Source organism: Mesorhizobium sp. WSM4850, from assembly GCF_055811735.1.
Genome location: NZ_JBVVPV010000001.1, coordinates 494,701 through 514,242, shown reverse-complemented (window position 1 = coordinate 514,242; position 19,542 = coordinate 494,701). Strand labels below are relative to the sequence as shown.

The 19,542-nt window shown below is 60.6% G+C and carries 18 protein-coding genes; 8 read left to right on the top strand and 10 right to left on the bottom strand.

Annotated elements, in window-relative coordinates; translation table 11 throughout:
- Positions 1-204 precede the first annotated feature (204 nt).
- Both AC0L2Z_RS02420 and AC0L2Z_RS02415 read left to right on the top strand, forming a co-directional pair.
- Positions 205-3,894, top strand: coding sequence for a PAS-domain containing protein (locus AC0L2Z_RS02420; RefSeq protein WP_473626513.1), 3,690 nt, complete (start codon positions 205-207; stop codon positions 3,892-3,894).
- A gap of 69 nt (positions 3,895-3,963) precedes the next feature.
- Positions 3,964-4,674, top strand: a complete 711-nt coding sequence (locus tag AC0L2Z_RS02415; protein WP_031255152.1) for a response regulator — start codon at positions 3,964-3,966, stop codon at positions 4,672-4,674.
- A gap of 242 nt (positions 4,675-4,916) precedes the next feature.
- Here AC0L2Z_RS02415 and AC0L2Z_RS02410 read toward each other — a convergent pair whose 3' ends face one another.
- Together AC0L2Z_RS02410 and AC0L2Z_RS02405 are read right to left on the bottom strand one after the other, a co-directional pair.
- The gene (locus tag AC0L2Z_RS02410) at positions 4,917-6,623 is read right to left on the bottom strand and encodes a tetratricopeptide repeat protein (protein ID WP_473626512.1); all 1,707 of its coding nucleotides are present in this window, start codon (positions 6,621-6,623) and stop codon (positions 4,917-4,919) included.
- Between the two features lie 3 nt (positions 6,624-6,626).
- On the bottom strand, positions 6,627-6,794 hold the full coding sequence (locus AC0L2Z_RS02405) for a DUF1127 domain-containing protein (protein WP_128172270.1): 168 nt from the start codon (positions 6,792-6,794) through the stop codon (positions 6,627-6,629).
- 314 nt (positions 6,795-7,108) lie between these two features.
- On the opposite strand from AC0L2Z_RS02405, the gene AC0L2Z_RS02400 reads away from it, so the two are divergent.
- A complete protein-coding gene (locus AC0L2Z_RS02400) occupies positions 7,109-7,558 on the top strand; it encodes a dihydrofolate reductase (protein ID WP_023799722.1) in 450 nt (149 codons plus the stop codon).
- A 65-nt stretch (positions 7,559-7,623) separates the two neighbouring features.
- On the opposite strand, the gene AC0L2Z_RS02395 is transcribed toward AC0L2Z_RS02400, so the two are convergent.
- Entirely contained in the window at positions 7,624-8,907 is a 1,284-nt protein-coding gene (locus AC0L2Z_RS02395; protein WP_473626510.1) for a DUF6600 domain-containing protein, read from the bottom strand.
- Positions 8,908-9,283: 376 nt separating this feature from the next.
- Between AC0L2Z_RS02395 and rnk the strand changes: the two genes are divergently transcribed.
- The 5 genes from rnk to AC0L2Z_RS02370 all read left to right on the top strand — a co-directional run bounded on the left by rnk (position 9,284) and on the right by AC0L2Z_RS02370 (position 11,666).
- A complete protein-coding gene (gene rnk, locus AC0L2Z_RS02390) occupies positions 9,284-9,745 on the top strand; it encodes a nucleoside diphosphate kinase regulator (RefSeq protein ID WP_287341618.1) in 462 nt (153 codons plus the stop codon).
- Between the two features lie 474 nt (positions 9,746-10,219).
- Positions 10,220-10,681 (top strand): VOC family protein, encoded by a 462-nt coding sequence (locus AC0L2Z_RS02385; protein WP_473626509.1) that lies wholly within the window; start codon positions 10,220-10,222, stop codon positions 10,679-10,681.
- A gap of 50 nt (positions 10,682-10,731) precedes the next feature.
- Positions 10,732-11,175: an SRPBCC family protein gene (locus tag AC0L2Z_RS02380; protein ID WP_287191723.1), complete on the top strand. Its 444-nt coding sequence runs from the start codon at positions 10,732-10,734 to the stop codon at positions 11,173-11,175.
- Positions 11,176-11,220: 45 nt separating this feature from the next.
- Positions 11,221-11,517, top strand: a complete 297-nt coding sequence (locus AC0L2Z_RS02375; RefSeq protein ID WP_473626508.1) for an SRPBCC domain-containing protein — start codon at positions 11,221-11,223, stop codon at positions 11,515-11,517.
- A 14-nt stretch (positions 11,518-11,531) separates the two neighbouring features.
- On the top strand, positions 11,532-11,666 hold the full coding sequence (locus tag AC0L2Z_RS02370) for a hypothetical protein (RefSeq protein ID WP_473626507.1): 135 nt from the start codon (positions 11,532-11,534) through the stop codon (positions 11,664-11,666).
- 177 nt (positions 11,667-11,843) lie between these two features.
- Here the strand turns inward: AC0L2Z_RS02370 and AC0L2Z_RS02365 are convergent, their stop codons facing one another.
- The 7 genes from AC0L2Z_RS02365 to AC0L2Z_RS02335 form a co-directional block, all read right to left on the bottom strand.
- Positions 11,844-13,463, bottom strand: coding sequence for an ABC transporter ATP-binding protein (locus AC0L2Z_RS02365; RefSeq protein ID WP_473626505.1), 1,620 nt, complete (start codon positions 13,461-13,463; stop codon positions 11,844-11,846).
- 1 nt (position 13,464) lies between these two features.
- The gene (locus AC0L2Z_RS02360; protein ID WP_473626504.1) at positions 13,465-14,586 is read right to left on the bottom strand and encodes an ABC transporter permease; all 1,122 of its coding nucleotides are present in this window, start codon (positions 14,584-14,586) and stop codon (positions 13,465-13,467) included.
- Complete coding sequence (locus AC0L2Z_RS02355; RefSeq protein WP_023799733.1) at positions 14,579-15,502, bottom strand: ABC transporter permease subunit; 924 nt, start codon at positions 15,500-15,502, stop codon at positions 14,579-14,581. The genes AC0L2Z_RS02360 and AC0L2Z_RS02355 overlap by 8 nt, the downstream gene beginning before the upstream one ends.
- A 162-nt stretch (positions 15,503-15,664) precedes the next feature.
- Positions 15,665-17,257: a peptide ABC transporter substrate-binding protein gene (locus tag AC0L2Z_RS02350; protein WP_023799734.1), complete on the bottom strand. Its 1,593-nt coding sequence runs from the start codon at positions 17,255-17,257 to the stop codon at positions 15,665-15,667.
- Positions 17,258-17,601: 344 nt separating this feature from the next.
- On the bottom strand, positions 17,602-18,084 hold the full coding sequence (locus AC0L2Z_RS02345; RefSeq protein WP_473626503.1) for an RES family NAD+ phosphorylase: 483 nt from the start codon (positions 18,082-18,084) through the stop codon (positions 17,602-17,604).
- Positions 18,081-18,512, bottom strand: a complete 432-nt coding sequence (locus tag AC0L2Z_RS02340; RefSeq protein WP_473626502.1) for an antitoxin Xre-like helix-turn-helix domain-containing protein — start codon at positions 18,510-18,512, stop codon at positions 18,081-18,083. The genes AC0L2Z_RS02345 and AC0L2Z_RS02340 overlap by 4 nt, the downstream gene beginning before the upstream one ends.
- A gap of 187 nt (positions 18,513-18,699) precedes the next feature.
- Positions 18,700-19,539, bottom strand: coding sequence for a GGDEF domain-containing protein (locus tag AC0L2Z_RS02335; RefSeq protein WP_473626500.1), 840 nt, complete (start codon positions 19,537-19,539; stop codon positions 18,700-18,702).
- Positions 19,540-19,542: the final 3 nt, after the last annotated feature.

Sequence of the window (19,542 nt, the reverse complement as noted above, 5' to 3'; positions counted from 1 at the left end):
TCAGGCGTTTTTCTGTGGTGTGGTGGGAGTGTTTCGTTTGTTTCAGCGCGCGCCCCACGGGGATGACAGGCGACACGTCAGCGCCGGCGATGTCTCCCACGCGCCGGAATAGTTGAAACAAATCACGCGTCGCCCGAACGCGTGCTGAAACAAAGAAGGGCTATTATCCGCCCTCGCGGGATCACGCGAACAAAGGGAACGACCATGCGGCCTGATAATCCGGTGCCATCCACACACACAGGCTATGCGCTTTTTGACGCCAACCATGTTCTCGTCAACAGCAATCCGCAGATATTTGGAAGCCGGCGGCTCGACCGCGGCGAGATGCAGCCGACGGACGCCATTGCCGCAGTCGCCGAAGCCCTATCACGTCTAAAGAGTTTCGACGGCCGCCCCATCGAGCCGGGCAACGCATTTGTTGAAAGCGCCGCAGCGCGATGGACGCAAATCGACGACGCTCCAGTTGAAGCCGAGACATTGGATGGCCGATGGAAGTTGCTCACCGCACATCCTTGGCCGGATGGCGGCATGGCCCTGGTAAGCGTCGACATTACCGAGATGAAGCGAGCGCAGATCGCGCACCAGGAGAACGCCGAGATATTCCGCTGCATCACGGACAGTCACCCGCTGCCGGTTTGGGTGGTGGACGCGGGAAGCGGGCAGATCCTCTACGAAAGCCTCGATGCGTCGAACCTGCTTGGCCGAAAATGGACGCCGAACGAGCCGCAATTCCTGACGGATCATTTCTTGAATTCTGGCGAATTCGATGAAATCAGTTCTCTCGCCAGCAACAGCGAGATCGTCCGGGATCACGAAATCCAGCTCAGAAACACAAGCGGATCGGCCGTCTGGTGTTCGACCAACTGCCGTCGCGGCGTCTATGGCGGGCGCCCCTCGCTCATCATCGGCGTATTGGACATCACGGAACGCAAGCAGCGCGAGGATCTGTTCGGTTTCCTGATCAAGCATCACCCGTTGCCGGTATGGATGAACGATGCAAGTTCGGGGGAACTCATCTACCAGAGCAATGCTGCCGAACGGCTGCTTGGATGGAGCAAAAAGGCGCAACGCGAGACGGTGCGGCTCGGCGATTACTTTGTCGACCCCGAGAAACACCGGGAAATCAATCGCGAGCTCATGCTAAAAGGCGTCGTCGAAAATTGCGAAGTGCTTCTTAAAAGACCCGACGGCCAGGAGTTCTGGGCCACGGGCAATCTCAGGATCGTCGAGTTCCAGGGCCGGCGAGTGGTTCTCGCCGGCATCGCCGATGTGACCAAGCAGAAGAAGCGTGACGGCGAAGTCGCCGCGGCGCGGGAGATGCTCGCGGACGCCGTTGAATCACTCTCCGAAGGATTCGCACTGTACGACGAAGACCACCGCCTGGTCATGTGCAACAGCCTTTACCGCGAGCTGAACCACCCGGTGCGGGATCTCGTCGAACCGGGTGTGGAATGGGACGAACTCCTTCGCGAATCCGCCAAGCGCGGCGTGTTCCGCAATGCGGTTGGGCGCGAGGATGAGTGGCTCGACGAGCGGATCCAAAGCCGGATCGAGTTCCATTCCCATTTCGAGGTCCCCCTCTCCGACGGCAGATGGCACTCGGTATCGATACATCCCACCGATCTTGGCGGCTTCGTCGTAACGCGCGCCGACATCAGCGAGCGCAAGAAGGCCGAGGCATTCGAGCGCGACGCCACGACACTGCTGCAAAAGGTGCTCGATGCCTGCCCTTCGCCGATACGCATGACCACGTTCGAGGGAGAAACGCTCTACCGCAATCCTGCTACCAGAGATCTCTACGCCGACCGTCCTCGAATAACCGACCAGTATGTCGATCCAGACTATAGCGCGATATTGGAGCGCACCCTGATCGAAAAGGGCAGGATCGATGATTTTCGGGTCCAGCAGTACGACACCGAGAACAAGGCCTTCTGGGCTTCGATTTCCGCTCGCCTGATCGATTTCCAGGGAAGGCAGGTGATAGTGTCGAACACGACTGATATCACCGACATGATCACCGCCCAGCAAGAAACGCGCAAGGCCAACGAGCGGCTGATCGACGCGATCGAATCTCTGGCCGAAGGGTTTGCCCTCTACGACAGGAACGATTGCCTGGTGCTGGCCAACAGCAGGTACCGCCAGATGCACGCGATAAGCGCGGATGTGCTCGTTCCCGGGGTGAACTGGTTCGATTTCCTCCGCGTGACCGCAGAGCGCAACCAGTTTCCGGTTCCACGCGACAAGATCGACGACTGGCTTGCCGAGAGGGCAAGGGACCGCCGCGAATTCCGGCAACAGGAATTCCGTCATACGGACGGGCGTTGGTTTTTCGTCTCGAACTGTCCGACCCGCGAAGGCGGGTTCGTGGTCACCCGTGTCGACATTACAGAGCGCAAGCGGGCCGAGGAGGCCGCCAAGGAAGCGGACGAACTGGTCCGTAAAGTCCTCGCAGCCTGCCCCGTCAACATCCAGATGACCCGCGCGCATGACGGGAAGCTGCTTTACCGCAGCCCCGCCACCGTTGATCTGCTCGGCGACGTCACCAGCGCCGTCGACTATTATGTCGATCCTTCAGAGCGGAGGCGATACGTCGAGCGGCTGCTCGCGACGGGATTGGTCGACGATTTCGAAACCCAGCTCAAGCGCAAGGACGGTGGAACCTGCTGGTGCTCGATTTCGTCTCGACTGATCGATTACCATGGTGAGAAGGTGATCGTTTCCCACGCCTACGATCTCACCGACCGTATCGAAATGCAGCAGGAATTGGAGCGGCAGCGCGAGACGCTGCACCAGAACGAAAAAATGTCGGCGCTCGGTGGATTGCTGGCCGGGGTGGCGCATGAGCTCAACAATCCGCTCTCGGTGGTGCTTGGCCTGTCATCGCTGTTGAAGGAGACCGCTGCCGACGCCAAGGTCGTGGAACGCGCCGACAAGATAAGCAAGGCAGCCGAACGCTGCGCCAGGATCGTCAAGACTTTCCTGGCTATGGCCAGACAGCAGCCGACGCGAACCTCAAACGTTGCGATCGATGACATCATTTCCGAAGCGGTCGAAGTGGCGACCTATTCGATTCGATCGTCGGACATCGGGCTTTCAGTTCATCTTGAACCTGGTCTTCCCCCGATCTGGGCGGATCCCGATCAGCTTGGCCAGGTGCTGATCAACTTGCTTGTCAATGCAGAACAGGCGTTGCATGGCTGGGAAGGACGAAGGACAATCACGGTTTCAACGCGGCTTCATCCCACATCCGGCAACCTAATCGTCAGCGTTGCCGACACGGGTCCGGGAATTCCCAAAGAGATACTTCCCCGCATTTTCGAGCCGTTCTTCACGACCAAGGAGATTGGGGCAGGGACCGGGATCGGGCTGTCCTTCTGCCATCGGATCGTTCAATCCCATGGAGGAACCATCGAGGTCGAATCCCCCGAAGGGGGTGGCTCGACCTTCATACTTTCGCTGCCTGCTTCGGACCGTCTCGACGAAGGAACCGAAACGGCCGAAGACGAGCTCCCGAATTCGACCGGCATTGCCTGTCTGGTGGTGGACGACGAAGAGGAAGTGGGTGAGCTGGTTGCTGAGGTGCTCAGGCGAGATGGTTTCAACGTCACCATTGCCAGATCCGGCGAAGAAGCGCTGCTGCACCTCAAGAACCGCACTTTCGCGGTGATCCTGAGCGATCTGAAAATGCCTGATATGGACGGGCGGGGATTGTTCAACCAGATTGCCAAGCTCCATCCGGCTGAACTCGACAGGTTAGCCTTCCTGACGGGGGACACAATCAGTCCGGACGCGCAGATGTTCCTGCGCGCCGCGAAACGGCCCTATCTCGAGAAACCGATCAAACCGAACGAGCTCCGTTCGTTTGTCTCTAATCTGGTCAACAACAATGCTTGACAGACCCGTTGATTTGCACGTCACTTTAGAGGCAGCTTATCCATCAGGCTGGTTGCTCGGTAGACGATCTTGACGACGCACGCACATGTAGTGGTCTGCGATGACGAACCGGATATCCGCTACACGGTAGCGGAATATCTGGAGCACCATGGCTATGCCGTGACGCCCGCCAACGCGGGGCCTGCCCTGCGTGAACTTATTGAGAGCCAGCACGTCGATGTGGTCATATTGGATATCCGAATGCCAGGTGAGGATGGCCTCTCGCTGGCGCGATATCTACGAGAGCACTCAGACGTTGCCATTATCATGCTGACCGGATCGGCGGAAATCGTCGACCGCGTTGTCGGATTGGAGATTGGCGCCGACGACTATGTCGCGAAGCCCGTCGACCTGCGGGAGCTGCTGGCGCGGGTCAAGGCCGTGCTGCGCAGGACATCGGCGAGCGAACGCGCTGCGGGGAAAGCGAGTACTCCGGGCCCTCACCAGCTCCAGTTCGGCAAGTGCCGCTTCGACCCGGACGCACACAAATTATACAACGCCGAGGGAATCGAAATAGCGATCACCCCGATGGAGTTCCGGCTTCTGAAAGTATTCAGCGAACATCGCGGACGCGTACTCAACCGCGATCAACTGCTCGAACTCGCCCATGACCGCGGGTGGGATCCCTTCGATCGCAGCATCGACATTCGCGTTTCGCGCCTGCGGAAGAAAATCGAGGTCGATCCCTCCAAGCCGGAGGTGATCAGGACGATCCGCGGCATGGGTTACCTCTACGCTTGAGCGCGCCACTGGCTGGTTGAACCAGCGCCTCGGCCCCTGCGGCTTATGCGGTTTGTGGCTCCAGGGGGGTAGCCCTCTCAACCTCTGATCTTCGGGTGTGTTTCTACTATGACGTGTGGCACTGAAGCGCAGTTACCGGCCAAGCATGTCATTTTCAACCTAGGATTGCGTGTCGCAGCCGGGGTTGCGAGGCTGCGACACGTTTCCTGAGCCGACAACGACGCCGGCACCTTAAGAGCGGGTCAGAGCCGTTCGATGCCGAGAAAATCCGGCGCTCCCACCCAGGCGGCCTTGAAGCGCGCATCCATCTCTTCGGCGTCCGCTGTCCTGCCGGTCCTGCGGAAAACCTCGCGCAGGCCCCACAACGCCCAGGCGTTGTTTGGCGTCTGTTCCAGGACGTGCGCGAAGGCTGCCGCGGCCACCTCGTGCTCACCCATGGCCATGTAGACCCCGCCGAGGGTCTGTCGGACCGGATAATACCAGTAGGCCGGTTCCATATAGGCAAGGCCGTCCTCGATCGCGACCGCCGCCTCAAGCTTATCGCGCGCTTCCCGCAGGTTGCCCTGGTGCTGGGCAATGCGGGCCTCCACGATCAGCGCGCTCAATTCCAGCAAATCCGGCGCCGGAAGTCCTCCCGCCGTTTCCGTGGAAAAATCGGTCTCGGCAGCGAGCTTGCGGATTGCGGCGGTCTCGGCGCGCGCCGCCTCGCTCGCACCCTTTGCGGCGAAGGCGACGCCCCGCGCATATCGCCAGGTTGCCTTGACATAAGGCAAGGCGTTTGCCGGCAGCGGCAGCGCGAGTATGGCCTCGTGATCGCTATACTGGGCGTGGGCAAAATAGGTCGCCGCCTTGATCGGCTGCAGCCCGGCCACCTTGCTGGCCGTGGTATTGGAGACCAGCGATTCGAGCTTTTTGGCCGCCTCGGCGATTGCCTCGACGTCGCCCGCCATCTGTGCGGAGGTCATCAGGAAATGCAGGTTGTGCGGATAATAGCCGTCCGTGTAGACACCGGGCGTGCTCTCCGGCGCTATGCCGACGCGCTCGAAATAGGCCTCGTCCGCTGCCACCGCCTCGCGGTTGATCTCCAGGCTGTCGATCCACCGGCCGACCTGGTGATAGATGTGCGCTGGCATGTGCACGATGTGTCCGGCGCCGGGCATGAGGGCGGCAAGCCGGTCGGCATGAGCTTCGGCCCTTTCCGGCGTCGTGGATGCTTCGACGGCATGGATATAGAGATGGATCGCACCGGCATGATCCGGATTGCGCGCCAGCACCCGCTCCAACGAGGCCACAAGCTTGACCGTGTCCGGCTTTGGCGTTGCCCCGCCGTCAAGCCAGTAGTCCCACGGCATCAGGTTCATAAGCGCGTCAGCGTAGAGCGTGGCGATCTCGTCGTCCTGCGGGTGGCGGTCTGCCAGTTCCGCCATCGCCGCGGCATAGGCCTCGTTCAGGGCACCCTGATCGGCCGAAGTATCGGCGCTGTAGCGCTTGGAGAGCGCGGCGATAAGATCCTTTTCCCGGCTGGAGGCGAGGTGCGCTAGCTTGCGCGCCTGCGCGACGGCTTCGGCAGCATTCGCTGCCGCCTCCTGGCCCATGCCGGCGTTGATGTTGGGGCCGAGCACGTAGGCCTCGCCCCAGAAACACATGGCGCAGGTCGGGTCCAGCTTCTGCGCGACCCTGAAAGCGCGTTGCGCTTCGGCGTGGTTGAATGCCCACGCCCAGCGCAGGCCCTGATTGAAATAGGCCTGCGCCAGCGGGTTGGCGGTGGTGACAGGGTAGGAATGACTGCCGAGGTTTTCGACTAGCGGGACGCTTGTCGAATCCTCTGCAACCGCCGCCTTGGCCTGGCGGTGCGGAACGCCCGTTTCATGGGCATTCGCGGCGGGCGCCGCCAGAAGGGCGGCCGCGCTCGCACAGGCCAGTAGCGGGAGCCTAAATGAAAGCTTCATGGTTCAGCCCGCCTTGTCTTCTTGGCCGCGCTGCAAGCCGCGGACCACCAAGCCAATCTCGGACCGGCTGATCCCGATGTCCTTCAGGAGGGCATCGTCCATTGCCGCAAGGGTCCGTTCCGCCATGCGGTGAATCCGGTAATTCCGAAATGAGCGGTAAGCTGTTCGCATTCTCGACATCGCAATACTCCATTGATTGGCGCCGCGGGGTGCAGCGGTGCCGTTGGATTTAAACCATCGCTGTTTCAGGGGTTTTTCCGCGCCGAACTCGAAGTGTTTCGTTTGTTTCAGTGCCGGGATGGACTTTTGAGAAGGAGTTCCATAGTCCGACCGACGACACTCAAAACCACCTCCTCAACGAGGCGGTGGACCAGCCAGCCGCAGCGGAGTAAGGCAGCGGGTTGGGTCATCTTACCGAAGTGCGTGGCGCAGCATGACGTGCAAGCGTTGCGAATGCGATCAGACCGGCTATCGGTGGAGTACGCATGAAGAAGACTGTCGTTAGAGTCGTCTGTGCCATTGGCCAAGCGGGGCAGCTCGGCCTCAACGGCGGCCTTCCCTGGGAAGGCAACCGGTCGCCGGAGTTCGTCGCCGACGTTGCACGATTTTTCGACCTGACCAGAGGACACGTCTTGCTCGCCGGTCCCAAGACGATCGCGAGCGTTCCGGATTTTGCGCGCGCGGATCGGGACCTTGTCGTCGTTCGCTCCAGCATGGATCCCGAGGCCACACTCCAGCGCTTCGTCGGCCGCGTCGTCTTCATCGGCGGCGGGCCACCAGTGTGGGACGCCTACGCGCGCTTCGTCAGCCATTGGGATATCACGCGGCTGCCCTATGACGGACCGGCGGACCGCTGGTTCGATGCAAAATGGCTTACGGCGGGTGGCGAGATTGCCAGAAATCACAACGACCCCAGAAATCACCGCGACCAATGAAGGCTCGGCTCACAGCGGGCACCGCGATGGAACGATCGCGGTGCCCGTAGTCTGTACCCGCACATTTAGCAGTTCGCCCCAGTCTGCGGATCGCACGCCTTGTTTTCTTGCTGCTGTGGTTTGGGCTCGGCCTGTTCCGGCTCGGCCTGCTGCTGCTCGGCGGCGGGCTGCTCCTCAGCCTTCGGCTTCTCAGGCTTGGCCGCCTGTTCGGGCTCGGCCTGCTCCTGCTCGGCGGCGGGCTGCTCCTTGGCCTTCGGCTTCTCAGGCTTGGCCGCCTTTTCCGGTTCGGCCTGCTCCTGCTCGGCGGCCGGTTGCTCCTCGGTCGTCGGCTTCTCAGGCTTGCCCGTCTCTTCCGGCTCGGCCTGCTCCTGCTCGGCGGCCGGTTGTTCCTCGGTCGGCTTCTCAGGCTTGGCGGTCTCTTCCGGCTTGACCTCGTCATCCGGCGCCTGTTCGGTCGTTGCTGCGCCTTCGGTCGGCTTCGATTTCCGGCCTGCCTGAACCTGCTTCACCTCCTCGATGTCTTTGAGCTCAGCTGGTTTGGCCTCGGGATCGGCTTTCACTTCACCTTCAAAGACCGTGACCGTATTGTTTTCCACTTTGCCGGCCTGCTCGGGCGTCTCGGTCTCGCTGACCTCGACGACTGTCACCTGCTCGTCCGTCTCCTTCTCGATCACATCAACATCAATGACTTTGTTGATCACCACGTTGTTCTGGATGGTCACGTCGCCGGCCGGCTCGGCCGCCTCGACAATGCGCACAAACTCCGGCTCATCACGGATAACGACGACAGAAATGTCGTCAGCAAGGAATTCGCGGGTGGGGACCACGACCCAGTAAAAATCCGGCGTGGTGTCGATGGTCACCTCGATTGAAATCAAATCGGGATCACGGCGCGGCGGCAGCGGAGCCCAGATGACGTGCTCCCTTTCGCGCCGCCAGCTCACCCATGCCGGCGCCCAACGAGTGCCGGGAACCCAGTACCAGCCGATGTCATCGGCATAGCCCCAACGGCCGTAATGGTAGGTCGCCCAGCCGAACGGCTCGTCGGACACCCAGAGCCAGCCATGCTGCTCGGTATAGACCCAATGCCCAATGGTATACGGGCGCCAGTCGTCAGCTACATCAACCGGGACGAAAACGGTCGCTCCCCGGTACGAAACCCAATCACCATGGGAAGACAGTTTATCGTAGAATGTGCTGATCGAAACGGAAACGTCGGTGGCAGCCCTCGCCTCGGACACAAGCGACAATGGCGCCACCGGATTGGGAATCTCGACGATCGGGAGCAGGCCGGCGGCTACGCTGCCCAGCATCAGCCGTACAGCGTTTTGGGCAAGGACGCGTTTCATCGCAGTTTCCTCCGAAACAGATCGCCCTTCATCCTGGAAACTCACCGGCCGTCGAATTGTTCCCGCTTGGCATCACCGCGCCTTGCTACAGGGTCGTCTTGACTTCCCCGATCTCGGCACCAACTACGGTTATATGAACGCAACAAAAAAGATCCGTCGCGATTTTCTTTTCCGGGTTTGCCCCATCGCGGGATCGTAACCCCCGGCTCGGCTGCCATGTGCCCCGGGCCGCGGGGCAAGCACATAAAATCGACATCGAACGTAGGCAGGCCAGCACCGGCTCTGGGGCATCGGCTTTGAGCAAGATCTGCCTCGAATTGGCCCGTTAAACCATGCTTGAGGCAGCCCGCTCAACTGAGAATACGAGTATTCGAAAATGCAAGATAACATCAAGGCGCGGCGCAAGCCGACCATCCGCATCTCGAAATCGGACCATGCGCGTTTATCGGCGCTTGCGAGCACCGTGGCCGCACGAAATCCGCAGGCTTCCGATGAACTGCTCGCCGAACTCGAGCGAGCGCGCATCGTTTCCGATGGTTTGATCTCGGCGGGCGCCGTCCAGATGGGTTCGACGGTGACGTTCAAGCCCGATACCGGTGATGCGAAAACGGTGACGCTGGTTTTTCCTGGCGATGCGGACATCTCCGAAGGCAAGGTTTCAATCCTTACGCCGATCGGCACGGCACTGATCGGCCTCTCGGCCGGACAGTCGATCATGTGGACTGCGCGAGATGGGCGCCGGCATGAATTGTCGGTGCTTGCCGTGACCCGGCCTGCTCGGGAAAGCGATGCAGCCGATCAGCGTGCGCCAGCACCTTCGACGACGGCGGGCGACTAAAGCGCGTCGCGTTTGACCGGCCTCATGCGGCGCGCTTTAGGTTGTTGTTTGTTTCCGCGAAAACTGCGGGCATCAACGAGGACCTCAAGCGCCTTCTCCACGAACGCCTCGTGATATGGACAACCGGTGCTGAAGCAAACGGCCCGGCCCTACGCCGACCCGCTCTTACCAGCCGGCGGTTGGATGGATCGACTCGGGTTAGGTGGTCTTGCCGCGTGGCAAAAAAATAACAGGTTGGCTGTCGGGAGGCGCACCACTTGTTCGTCCTTTGGACACGAAGCAACGAAACCAGGTGAAAGACCCGTGAGCGAGTTTAGATCATCGAACACATCTGCGGTCGATGTAATCCAGGCCGACCTTATGATGGCGTTCATCGGTCCCGTTCAGGCCGGCGAGCCGCCCAAGGGCTGGTTCGACTGAGGTCTGACAGTCGCGGCACGAACAAATACCACCCAAGAACCGAGGAGATTAAAAATGACGAAACTCGTGACCTGCCTGTGGTTCGACCACGGCGAAGCACGCAAGGCGGCAGAGTTCTATGCCGCCACCTTTCCCGACAGCCATGTGGATCGGCTGAATGCGGCCGCGTCGGACTATCCCGGCGGCAAGGAAGGCAATGAACTGACGGTCGAGTTCACAGTGCTCGGCCAGTCTTTTCTAGGCCTGAACGGCGGCCCGAATTTCAAGGCGAACGAATCCGTCAGCCTGATGGTGCTGACCGAAGATCAGGAAGAGACCGACCGCTACTGGAAGGCGATCGTTGGAAACGGCGGCAGCGAGAGCGCCTGCGGATGGTGCAAGGACCGGTGGGGCTTCTCCTGGCAGATCACGCCGAAGCGGCTGATGGAACTGACGACCAGTCCCGACCGCGCAAAGGCCAGGCGCGCGATGGAGAAAATCGATATCGCGGCGCTGGAAGCCGCAGCAGCAGGCTAACCAGATCCACGGCAACGACGCCCTGGTGAACTCAACGAATGGAGATGATCATGCCCAATACCGTTAAACTGCACCGGGTCCTCGCCACCAAGCCCGAAAAGGTCTACCGCGCATTTCTGGAACCTGACGCGGTCGCGAGTTGGCTCCCGCCCTTCGGTTTTACCTGTACTGTGCATGAGCTTGAGGCGAAGGAAGGCGGCAAGCACAGAATGTCGTTTCGAAACTTCACGACCGGGCAAAGCCATTCCTTCGGCGGCACCTATCTGAAACTCGTCCCCGGCGAGACGCTCGTCTACAGCGACGTGTTCGATGATCCGAACCTTCCGGGCGAGATGAAAGTGACCGTCACGCTGACGGCCGTTTCAGTCGGAACGGAGATGACGGTGGTTCAGGAGAACGTGCCCGATCTGATCCCGGTCGAGGCATGTTATCTCGGTTGGCAAGAGTCGCTGCGCAAGCTTGCTCACCTCGTCGAGCCCGAAATCACGCAGTAACCGTCTGCGTGATCTCATTCGACTGCGACGACAAGGAAACCAGAAATGACCAACCAGAAGATCACCATTGCCACCACGATCGCCGCGCCGATCGAACGCGTCTGGGAGGCCTACACGACGCCCGGCGATATCACACAGTGGAACTTCGCTTCCGACGACTGGTGCTGCCCAAGCGCGGAAGCCGACCTAAAGGTGGGCGGCGGCTACAAGGCGCGCATGGAAGCCAAGGACGGCAGCTTCGGCTTCGATTTCGAGGCGGTGTACGAAGAGGTCGAGCCGTACAAGGCGATCGCATTCGCCGTGAGCGACGGGCGCAAGGCGCGTACGCCTTCGAAGCTGTAGGCAACGGTACGAAGGTGACGACCATATTCGATGCCGAGACGCAGAACTCCATCGACATGCAGCGTGACGGCTGGCAGGCGATCCTGGACAACTTCGGGCGTTATGTTGAATCCAGCGCAGGACATGAGCAAGTTCAAGGAGGTCGCTGAACTCCGCCGGAAGCAGTTTTTTCAAGCCCTGTCGGCGGAGACGATCGTCGAGATGATAGCGCTCTAAACGCCCGAGGCGATGATCGAGACGAAGCCATAGCAGCCCTGGCTGCAGACGACGGTCTATTCGCCTCGGGACCTTTCAATCACTATCCGCTGCAGTCCTGACCGGCCGCGCTATGCGCTCAAGCGAAACCGTGTGACGTCGATGGCCGCGGCCATCAGTGTCTGCGTGTAGGATGCCTGCGGATTGCTGAAGATCGCCTCGGTCGGCCCTTCCTCGACGATCTTGCCCTGCTTCATGACGATGATGTAGTCGGCCATGGCACGCACGACGGCGAGATCGTGGCTGATGAACAGGTAGGACAGTTCATGGTCGGCCTGCAGCTTGCGCAGCAATTCGACGATCTGCTTCTGGACGGACCGATCGAGCGCCGACGTCGGCTCGTCGAGGACGACCACCTTGGGCTTGAGGATCATCGCCCGCGCGATGGCGATGCGTTGGCGCTGGCCGCCGGAAAATTCGTGCGGGTAGCGATTGCGCGCATTCGGGTCGAGCCCGACCTCACGCAAGGCCTCGATGGCGCGGAGGTCGCGTTGCCTACCCGACAGAGTCGGCTCATGCACCAGAAGCCCTTCGGTGATGACCTGGCCGACGGTCATGCGCGGCGACAGCGAACCGAACGGGTCCTGAAAGACCAGCTGCAATTCGCGCCGCAGCGGCCGCATGGCCTGGCGGTCGGCGGCAGAAATATCGCGATCGCCAAAGCGGATGAGCCCATCGCTTGGCAGGAGCCGCAGCAGGGCTCGGCCGAGCGTCGATTTTCCTGAACCGGATTCGCCGACGATGCCGATGGTCTGGTTGCGTTTGAGCCGGATCGAAATGTGATCGACTGCGCGCAGGATCAGCGGCTCTCCGGCAAGAAACCCGCCGCCGATCTTGAAGGTCACCTCGACATTCCTGCCTTCGAGCAGGACGGGCGCATTTGGCGGTGGCGGCGCCTTGGTTCCGGTCGGCTCGGCGGCCAACAGCATCTTGGTATAGGCATGCTGCGGATTGACGAAGATCGCTTCCGCCTCGCCCTCCTCGACGACTTCGCCGGAGCGCATGACATAAACGCGGTCGGCAAGGCGCCGGACAATGCCGAGATCGTGGGTGATGAAGACAATCGCCATGCCGAGCTTGCGCTGCAGTTCGGCGAGCAGCATGAGAATCTGCGCCTGGATGGTCACGTCGAGCGCGGTCGTCGGTTCGTCTGCAATCAGTATGTCGGGGTCGTTGGCCAGCGCCATGGCGATCATGACCCGCTGTCGCTGGCCACCCGACAATTCGTGCGGATAGGATTTCATCCGCCGCTCGGGATCGGGAATATGGACCAGCCGCAAGAGCTTGAGCGCCTCTTCGCGTGCCTGCGCCGCGCCAAGGCCACGATGCCGGCGGATCGGTTCGATCAGCTGGTTGCCGATCGAATAGAGCGGATCGAGCGAGGTCATCGGCTCCTGGAAGATCATGCTGATCTTGCGGCCGCGGACTCGGTTGAGCTCGGACTTGTGCAGGGCCAAAAGGTTGCGGCCGCGATAGTCGACGACGCCCGTCGCCTCGCCGTTCGAGGCCAGCAGGCTCATCGCCGCCATCATCGTCTGGCTTTTGCCGGAACCGGATTCGCCGACAACGGCAACGGTTTCGCCTGCATTGACGTGGATGTTGATGCCCTTGACCGCCTCGACCACACCGTCAAGCGTGCGGAAGCGGACGCGAAGGTCCTTGACGCTGAGGATCGTTTCGGAGGTGTCCATCTCAACGATCCCTGGGGTCGAGCGCGTCGCGCAGGCCGTCGCCGACGAAATTCAGCGCGAACAGCGTCGAGACAAGGAAAAATGCTGGGAACAAAAGCAGCCAGTTGGCGGTGCCGATGTTCTTGGCGCCGGTCGAGATCAGCACGCCCCAGCTGGTCATCGGTTCCTGCACGCCGAGCCCGAGGAACGACAGGAAACTCTCCAGGATGATGACCTGCGGCACCAGCAGCGTCATATAGATGACCACTGGGCCAAGCAGGTTGGGAATGACGTGGCGGATCAGAATGCCGCGCTGGCCTATGCCCATCGCCTCCGCCGCCTGGACATATTCCTGCCGCCGGATCGAGAGCGCCTGTCCGCGCACGATGCGCGCCATGTCGAGCCACAGCACGGCGCCAACCGCCAGGAACATCAGCACGAAGTTCCGGCCGAAGAACACCACCAGCATAATGACGAAGAAAATGAACGGCAGCGAATAGAGCACATCGACAATGCGCATCATCACCTCGTCTATCCTGCCGCCGGCAAGGCCGGCCGCAGCGCCGTAGAGCACGCCGATGACGCCCGCAACGACCCCGGCGAGCAGGCCGATGGCCAGCGAGATGCGCCCGGCCATCAGCGTCCGCGACAGGAGATCGCGGCCAGTATTGTCGGTGCCGAACAGGAAATACTGCTGCCTGATTGAAGCGCTCATCACCGCTTCAAGGCCGTCAGCCGATTTGCTCTCTATCTTGGTGTTGTCGAAGGCATCGGAACGATCGAGGTAGCGGACATTGCGGTCGTCGATCGGCTTGCGCGATGTGACGGTGACGAAGATGCGATTGTCTTCCTGCCGCCACTGCTTGATGTCGACACGCATGCGCTTGATCGCCTCGTTGAGCGCGCTTTCTATCTTGTCGGGCTTCGGATAGGCCGACAAGCTCGGCGGCATGCGCACATAGTCGGCGTAGATGGTGGTGTATCGATGCGGCACCAAAGAGGGTCCGAACACGCTGAGGATCGCGATGAAGGCAAGATAATACAGGCTGAACATGGCGGCGCGGTTGGCCTTGAGGCGCGCCCAGGCATCGCCCCACAGGGAACGGCCGACGATGGCCGGAGCGGTGGCTGCGATGTCAGTCATAGCGCACCCTCGGATCGACGAAGGCATACATGACGTCGACGATCAGGTTGAAGACGATGGTGAACAGCGCGATGACCACCACGGTGCCCATGACCAGCGTGTAGTCACGGTTGAGCGCGGCCTCGACGAAATAGCGGCCGATGCCGGGAATGGAAAAGATCGTCTCGACGATGATCGAGCCGGTGAGCAGTGCCGCCGCCGCCGGGCCGGTGAAGGAGACAATCGGCAATATGGCACCGCGCAGCGCATGCTTGACGACCACCGACCAGTCCGACAGGCCGAGCGCACGTGCGGTGCGAATGTGGTGCGAGCGCAAAGATTCGATCATCGAGCCGCGCATCAGGCGGGCGACGATGGCGATCTGCGGCAAGGCGAGGGTCAGCACAGGGCCGATCTTGTTGAGCAGGGCGCCATCGCCCCAGCCGCCGATCGGCAGGAGTTTCCAGGTCAGACCGAACAGAAGCTGGATAACCGGCGCGATGACGAAGGTCGGAATGGTGCTGCCGGCGGTCGCCAGAGCGATCACCGAATAGTCGGCAAGCTTGTTCTGGTTGAGCGCGGCAATGGTGCCGAGGAGGCCGCCAAGCAGCAGCGCCAGGATCAGGGCCGAGGCGCCGATCTGGATCGAAACGGGCAGGCCCCTGGCAAACAATTCGCCGACAGTGAAATCCGGCATGTTGTAGCTCGGACCGAAATTGCCGCGCAGCAGATTGCCGAGATAGTGGACATATTGCAGCCAGAGCGGGTCGTTGAGACCGAACTGCGCTTCGAGATTGGCCTTGATCTCGGGGCTCAGGCCCCGCTCCTGATTGAACGGGCCGCCAGGGGCGACGCGTATCAGGAAGAACGCCATGGTCACGATGACCAACAGCGTCGGAATGGCGGTCAGAAGCCGCCGGAATACGTAACGCAGCATCGGTTCCCCGCTTTGCTAGCAAACCGGGACCGCCGCCCCTAACGCATGACCCGAGCCGAAGGTCCGGAGAGGATCACGTGCAAATTCAAGGCGTTACAGCGCCCTGTGCGCGCCCCAAAGGACGCGCGGCGCTGTAAAGGAGCGGCAGTCCGGCCAAGGAGATCAGTCCTTGGAGATGAAGCGGGACGGATGCACATCCATGACGTTGTCCTCGAAGCCATGAAGCTTCGGAGAAACGATATCCTTGTAGCTATAGTAGAGAAGCGGGATGTTGCCGACGTCATCGACGAGGATGCGCTCAGCCTCGGCGAGTTCTTTCATGCGCTCTTCGGGCTTGCCGCCGGCGGCGGCCGCCTCGTCCATGGCCTTCTCGAATTCCGGGCTGTTGTAGCCCGAATAGTTGTTGCCGCTTGCCTTGCGGGAGATGCCGAGGAAGGTTTCCGGATCCTTGTAATCCGCAATCCAGCCGGCACGCGCCACGTCGTAGTCGCCCTTCTGCTCAAGGAAGGAGTAGTGGGTCTTGGTGTCGGTGTTGAGCAGCGTGATTTCGACGCCGAGCGGCTTCAACTGCTCCTGGATGGCGACTGCAGTGTTCTTGTGGTTTTCCGACGTGTTGTAACGGATTTCCATCTTCAGCGGTTTCTCGGGCGTATAGCCAAGCTTCTCGAGTACCTTCTTGGCCTCATCCTCGCGGTCGATCTGCGACATGTCCGCGTATTTGGCCATTGCCGGCGTATAGCCCTCAATGCCCGGAGGCACCATCGAATAGCCGGGCAGCATTGAGTTCTGCCAGACCTTTTCGGCAAGGAAATCGCGGTCGACTGCCATTGAGATGGCATTGCGCAGTTCGACGTTGTCCCACGGAGCCTTGTCGGTCTTGATCGAAAAATAGTAGGTGCCGAGGTAAGGTCCAACGCGAATCTGATCGCCAAACTTGGCCTTGAGATCGGCGAGCTGCTCGGTCGGGAGGTCGTCGTAGCTGTCGAGTTCGCCGGCCTCGAAGCGCTTTATCGCCGACGAACGATCTTCGGTCGGGATGTAGTTGACGACGTCGAGCTTGACGCTCGCAGCATCCCAGAATTTCGGATTCTTGACCAGTTTGATGTGGTCGTTGGGAACCCACTCCGCCAGGGTAAAGGGGCCGTTGGAGACCAGATTGCCCGGCTTGATCCAATCGGCGCCGAGCTTGTCAATGGACGCCTTGCTGACCGGATAAGTCGCCTGGTGGGTCAGCATTTCAAGGAAATAGGGCGTGGGCGCCTTCAGCGTCACTTCCAGAGTATTTGCGTCGATTGCCTTGACGCCCATCTCCTCCGGCTTCGCCTTCTTGGTGTTCACCTCCTCGGCGTTCTTCACGGGATAGAGCATCGAAGCATATTCGGCGCCGGTGGCCGGATCTTCCAGCCGATGAAACGCGTAGACGAAGTCATCTGCCGTGACCGGGCTACCATCCGACCAGACACCGTCCTTGCGCAGCTTGAAGGTGTAGACAGTGCCGTCGTCCGATACAGTCCAGCTTTCGGCGGCGCCCGGAATGACGTTCGCCTTCTGGTCTTGCATGACCAGCCCCTGGAACAGGTCACGCAATACAGCGGCTTCGTATATTGTCGAGGTCTTGTGCGGGTCGAGCGACTCCGATTCGGCGGCGGTGCCGCGGTTGTAGACGACCTCGGCGAAGGCTGGCGTGTAGAACGTGCCGGCGGCCAAAGCCATGGTTGTGGCGAACACCGTCGCCTTCAGCATGTTTTTCAGCATGAAGTTCTCCCTGTCGAGGCGGCCGTTCAGCTGCGCCTCTTGAGTGTTGACGCCCCGAAGCCGATTAGCTGGCCCCTTTGAGCGCGCCGCCGGTTCCCTTTCCGGCGGCTGGTGGGCAAACAGTAACGTGGTGATTTTTTATTTCAACAGACTCGTGAGGTCACCCTAAGTAAGGCGCAGCAACAGCCACTGCGCGGCCGGCAGAACAGCGGTCAAAACCATGGACCGAGCCTTCCAGCTACGCAAAAGCAGCTCGGCCACGCCTCGGCCGAGCGATGACTCGCAGATACCAGCGCCGACGTCCGGTGAATCTCACCAAGGCCTCTTGAGAAAGCCCCTCCCCGTTACGCGCCAAACAGCCGCCGGTCCCAGTAGACCGGCTGGTGCAGGCCTGTGTGGATCTTTGAAAACTCCGGATGCGCAGGATTGATCAGCACATTGCAATCGAGACGCGCCACGACACTCGGCACCAGCAGGATGGCGCTGCGCCGTTCTAAACACCAGGTTTCGCCGAATCCCTGGCTCACCATCGCCGGCATCGTGTCCCAGCCGGGCAGTGACGGCTGGGAAAAGACCTCGTAGCTCAGTCCGCGCGGGATTGTGACTTCGATGTAGTGCTGGTTGGGCGGCAGTCGGCCGCTGCCATGCACCAGCTTTTCCAACAGGATCGTCGAATAGTGCTCGCTGGTGTAGATGATAGGACTTCCGGGCGTGTTCCACCGCCCAGGCGCGATTGTCGAGCCGGTCGCATCGAAGATCGGGTAGGTGCCGGCCGGATCGCCGATACGAAAGGACAATAGTGTGCGATCGAGTATCTGCGCCGTCACGCAGCACTGCCGTACTTCAGACCTGCGAGAATATCGACCACCATTTCGGCACCGAACTCGCTCATGATAACGACGTCGATCGGTCGCTTGTCCTCAATCATCGGGTGCGGCCGAAACAAGAAATCACGCGCTTCCTCTTCGTTCTGCCAGACATCGACAGCAAGGCCCCAGACGCGCGCGACGCGGGCCAATCGTGTGCCCTCGTCCGACGAGAGACGATGTACCGCCTTGCGCCGCTCATAGGTCGCCTTGGGGATCAGCCGGTATTTGAACTGAGCATCGCCAGGCGCCAGAAGATGCGCAACGCGCTCAAGTGCGCCAAAGGGAAGTCCATCCTCGATCCGGGAGATCAGCCCGAAAGGCGACCGCGCCGCCACCTCTTTAACGGGCAGCCCCAACACGTCGGCGACATTTCCGAGCGCTAGCATATCACTCTCCATTCCATGTGAGGCAATAGTTAGCCTCACATGATGCGTCATGCAAGCCACCCGTTCAATCTGCGGCCTGTCTGCGAATACGAGAGCGTAACCGCAGGCGCAGAGAACGTCGATGCGTTCATCCTCTCTCTAATCCCGATCCGGGTTTGGATAGGTAGAGCCATCGTGCCAGTCACGATCATGCGAATACCGGTCCGAACCCGGCGGTTGCGACGATGCAGTCGCGCCCCCTGTTCTTTGCCACATAGAGAGTCTGATCAGCGCGCAGCAAGATGTCATCCAAGATTTGGCCTGGTCCGTGCAGGCAAATCCCGATGCTGACGGTGATTTCTCGGTCCTCGATGCCGACTGCCCGTCTGATACCGCGCATGTTCTGTCTGATCCGCTCGGCCACTTCCAATGTCTTGTCGCGGCCAGCTTCGACCAGGAACACAGCGAACTCCTCGCCGTCGATGCGCGCCGCCAAGTCGCTTTCCCGAATCGAGCTGCGAATAACGCTGCCCATCTCCTGGAGGACGGCATCGCCGATGGCATGACCAAAGGTGTCGTTGATGGATTTGAAATGGTCGGCGTCCATGAACAGCACGGCGCCTTCCTTGAAGGCCTCGGAACCCACGATTGCCTCGGCCTCCTCAAAGAAGGTTTTCCTGTTGGCGAGGCTTGTGAGGTGGTCGATGCGTGCTGCCCGGTCGAGCTTGGCGGCCATCAAGGCGAGATTCAACTGCTGTCTCAGGAAGAAATAGCCGAGCGGAAATCCAACCGCGACGGTGATGACCGTTGTCAAAAACAAGTCCAAGAGGAGGCGGTCGGCAAAGAAGATACCATAGAAAACGAGGGTGAGAGTATCCGCACCGATGATGGCCGCCAAAACCACGACGCAGGTCTGCCTGAACAGCGAGAGCTTCCCGAAGCGTGTCAGGAAATAATGTGATGCCGTCATTCCGCCAACTGCCTTTGGGTAAACCCTAACCCGTGAGTGGTAAACACAAGTTACAATTAGCGGCAGCAATTTGGACACAAC

What these genes read in the sequence shown, in the direction of transcription:
- AC0L2Z_RS02350 (WP_023799734.1), bottom strand. Translation starts at nt 17,257, where the DNA reads ATGCTGAAAAACATGCTGAAGGCGACGGTGTTCGCCACAACCATGGCT.
- AC0L2Z_RS02420 (WP_473626513.1), top strand. Translation starts at nt 205, where the DNA reads ATGCGGCCTGATAATCCGGTGCCATCCACACACACAGGCTATGCGCTT.
- AC0L2Z_RS02365 (WP_473626505.1), bottom strand. Translation starts at nt 13,463, where the DNA reads ATGGACACCTCCGAAACGATCCTCAGCGTCAAGGACCTTCGCGTCCGC.
- AC0L2Z_RS02360 (WP_473626504.1), bottom strand. Translation starts at nt 14,586, where the DNA reads ATGACTGACATCGCAGCCACCGCTCCGGCCATCGTCGGCCGTTCCCTG.
- AC0L2Z_RS02395 (WP_473626510.1), bottom strand. Translation starts at nt 8,907, where the DNA reads ATGAAACGCGTCCTTGCCCAAAACGCTGTACGGCTGATGCTGGGCAGC.
- AC0L2Z_RS02380 (WP_287191723.1), top strand. Translation starts at nt 10,732, where the DNA reads ATGCCCAATACCGTTAAACTGCACCGGGTCCTCGCCACCAAGCCCGAA.
- rnk (WP_287341618.1), top strand. Translation starts at nt 9,284, where the DNA reads ATGCAAGATAACATCAAGGCGCGGCGCAAGCCGACCATCCGCATCTCG.
- AC0L2Z_RS02375 (WP_473626508.1), top strand. Translation starts at nt 11,221, where the DNA reads ATGACCAACCAGAAGATCACCATTGCCACCACGATCGCCGCGCCGATC.
- AC0L2Z_RS02385 (WP_473626509.1), top strand. Translation starts at nt 10,220, where the DNA reads ATGACGAAACTCGTGACCTGCCTGTGGTTCGACCACGGCGAAGCACGC.
- AC0L2Z_RS02405 (WP_128172270.1), bottom strand. Translation starts at nt 6,794, where the DNA reads ATGCGAACAGCTTACCGCTCATTTCGGAATTACCGGATTCACCGCATG.
- AC0L2Z_RS02355 (WP_023799733.1), bottom strand. Translation starts at nt 15,502, where the DNA reads ATGCTGCGTTACGTATTCCGGCGGCTTCTGACCGCCATTCCGACGCTG.
- AC0L2Z_RS02400 (WP_023799722.1), top strand. Translation starts at nt 7,109, where the DNA reads ATGAAGAAGACTGTCGTTAGAGTCGTCTGTGCCATTGGCCAAGCGGGG.
- AC0L2Z_RS02410 (WP_473626512.1), bottom strand. Translation starts at nt 6,623, where the DNA reads ATGAAGCTTTCATTTAGGCTCCCGCTACTGGCCTGTGCGAGCGCGGCC.
- AC0L2Z_RS02340 (WP_473626502.1), bottom strand. Translation starts at nt 18,512, where the DNA reads ATGCTAGCGCTCGGAAATGTCGCCGACGTGTTGGGGCTGCCCGTTAAA.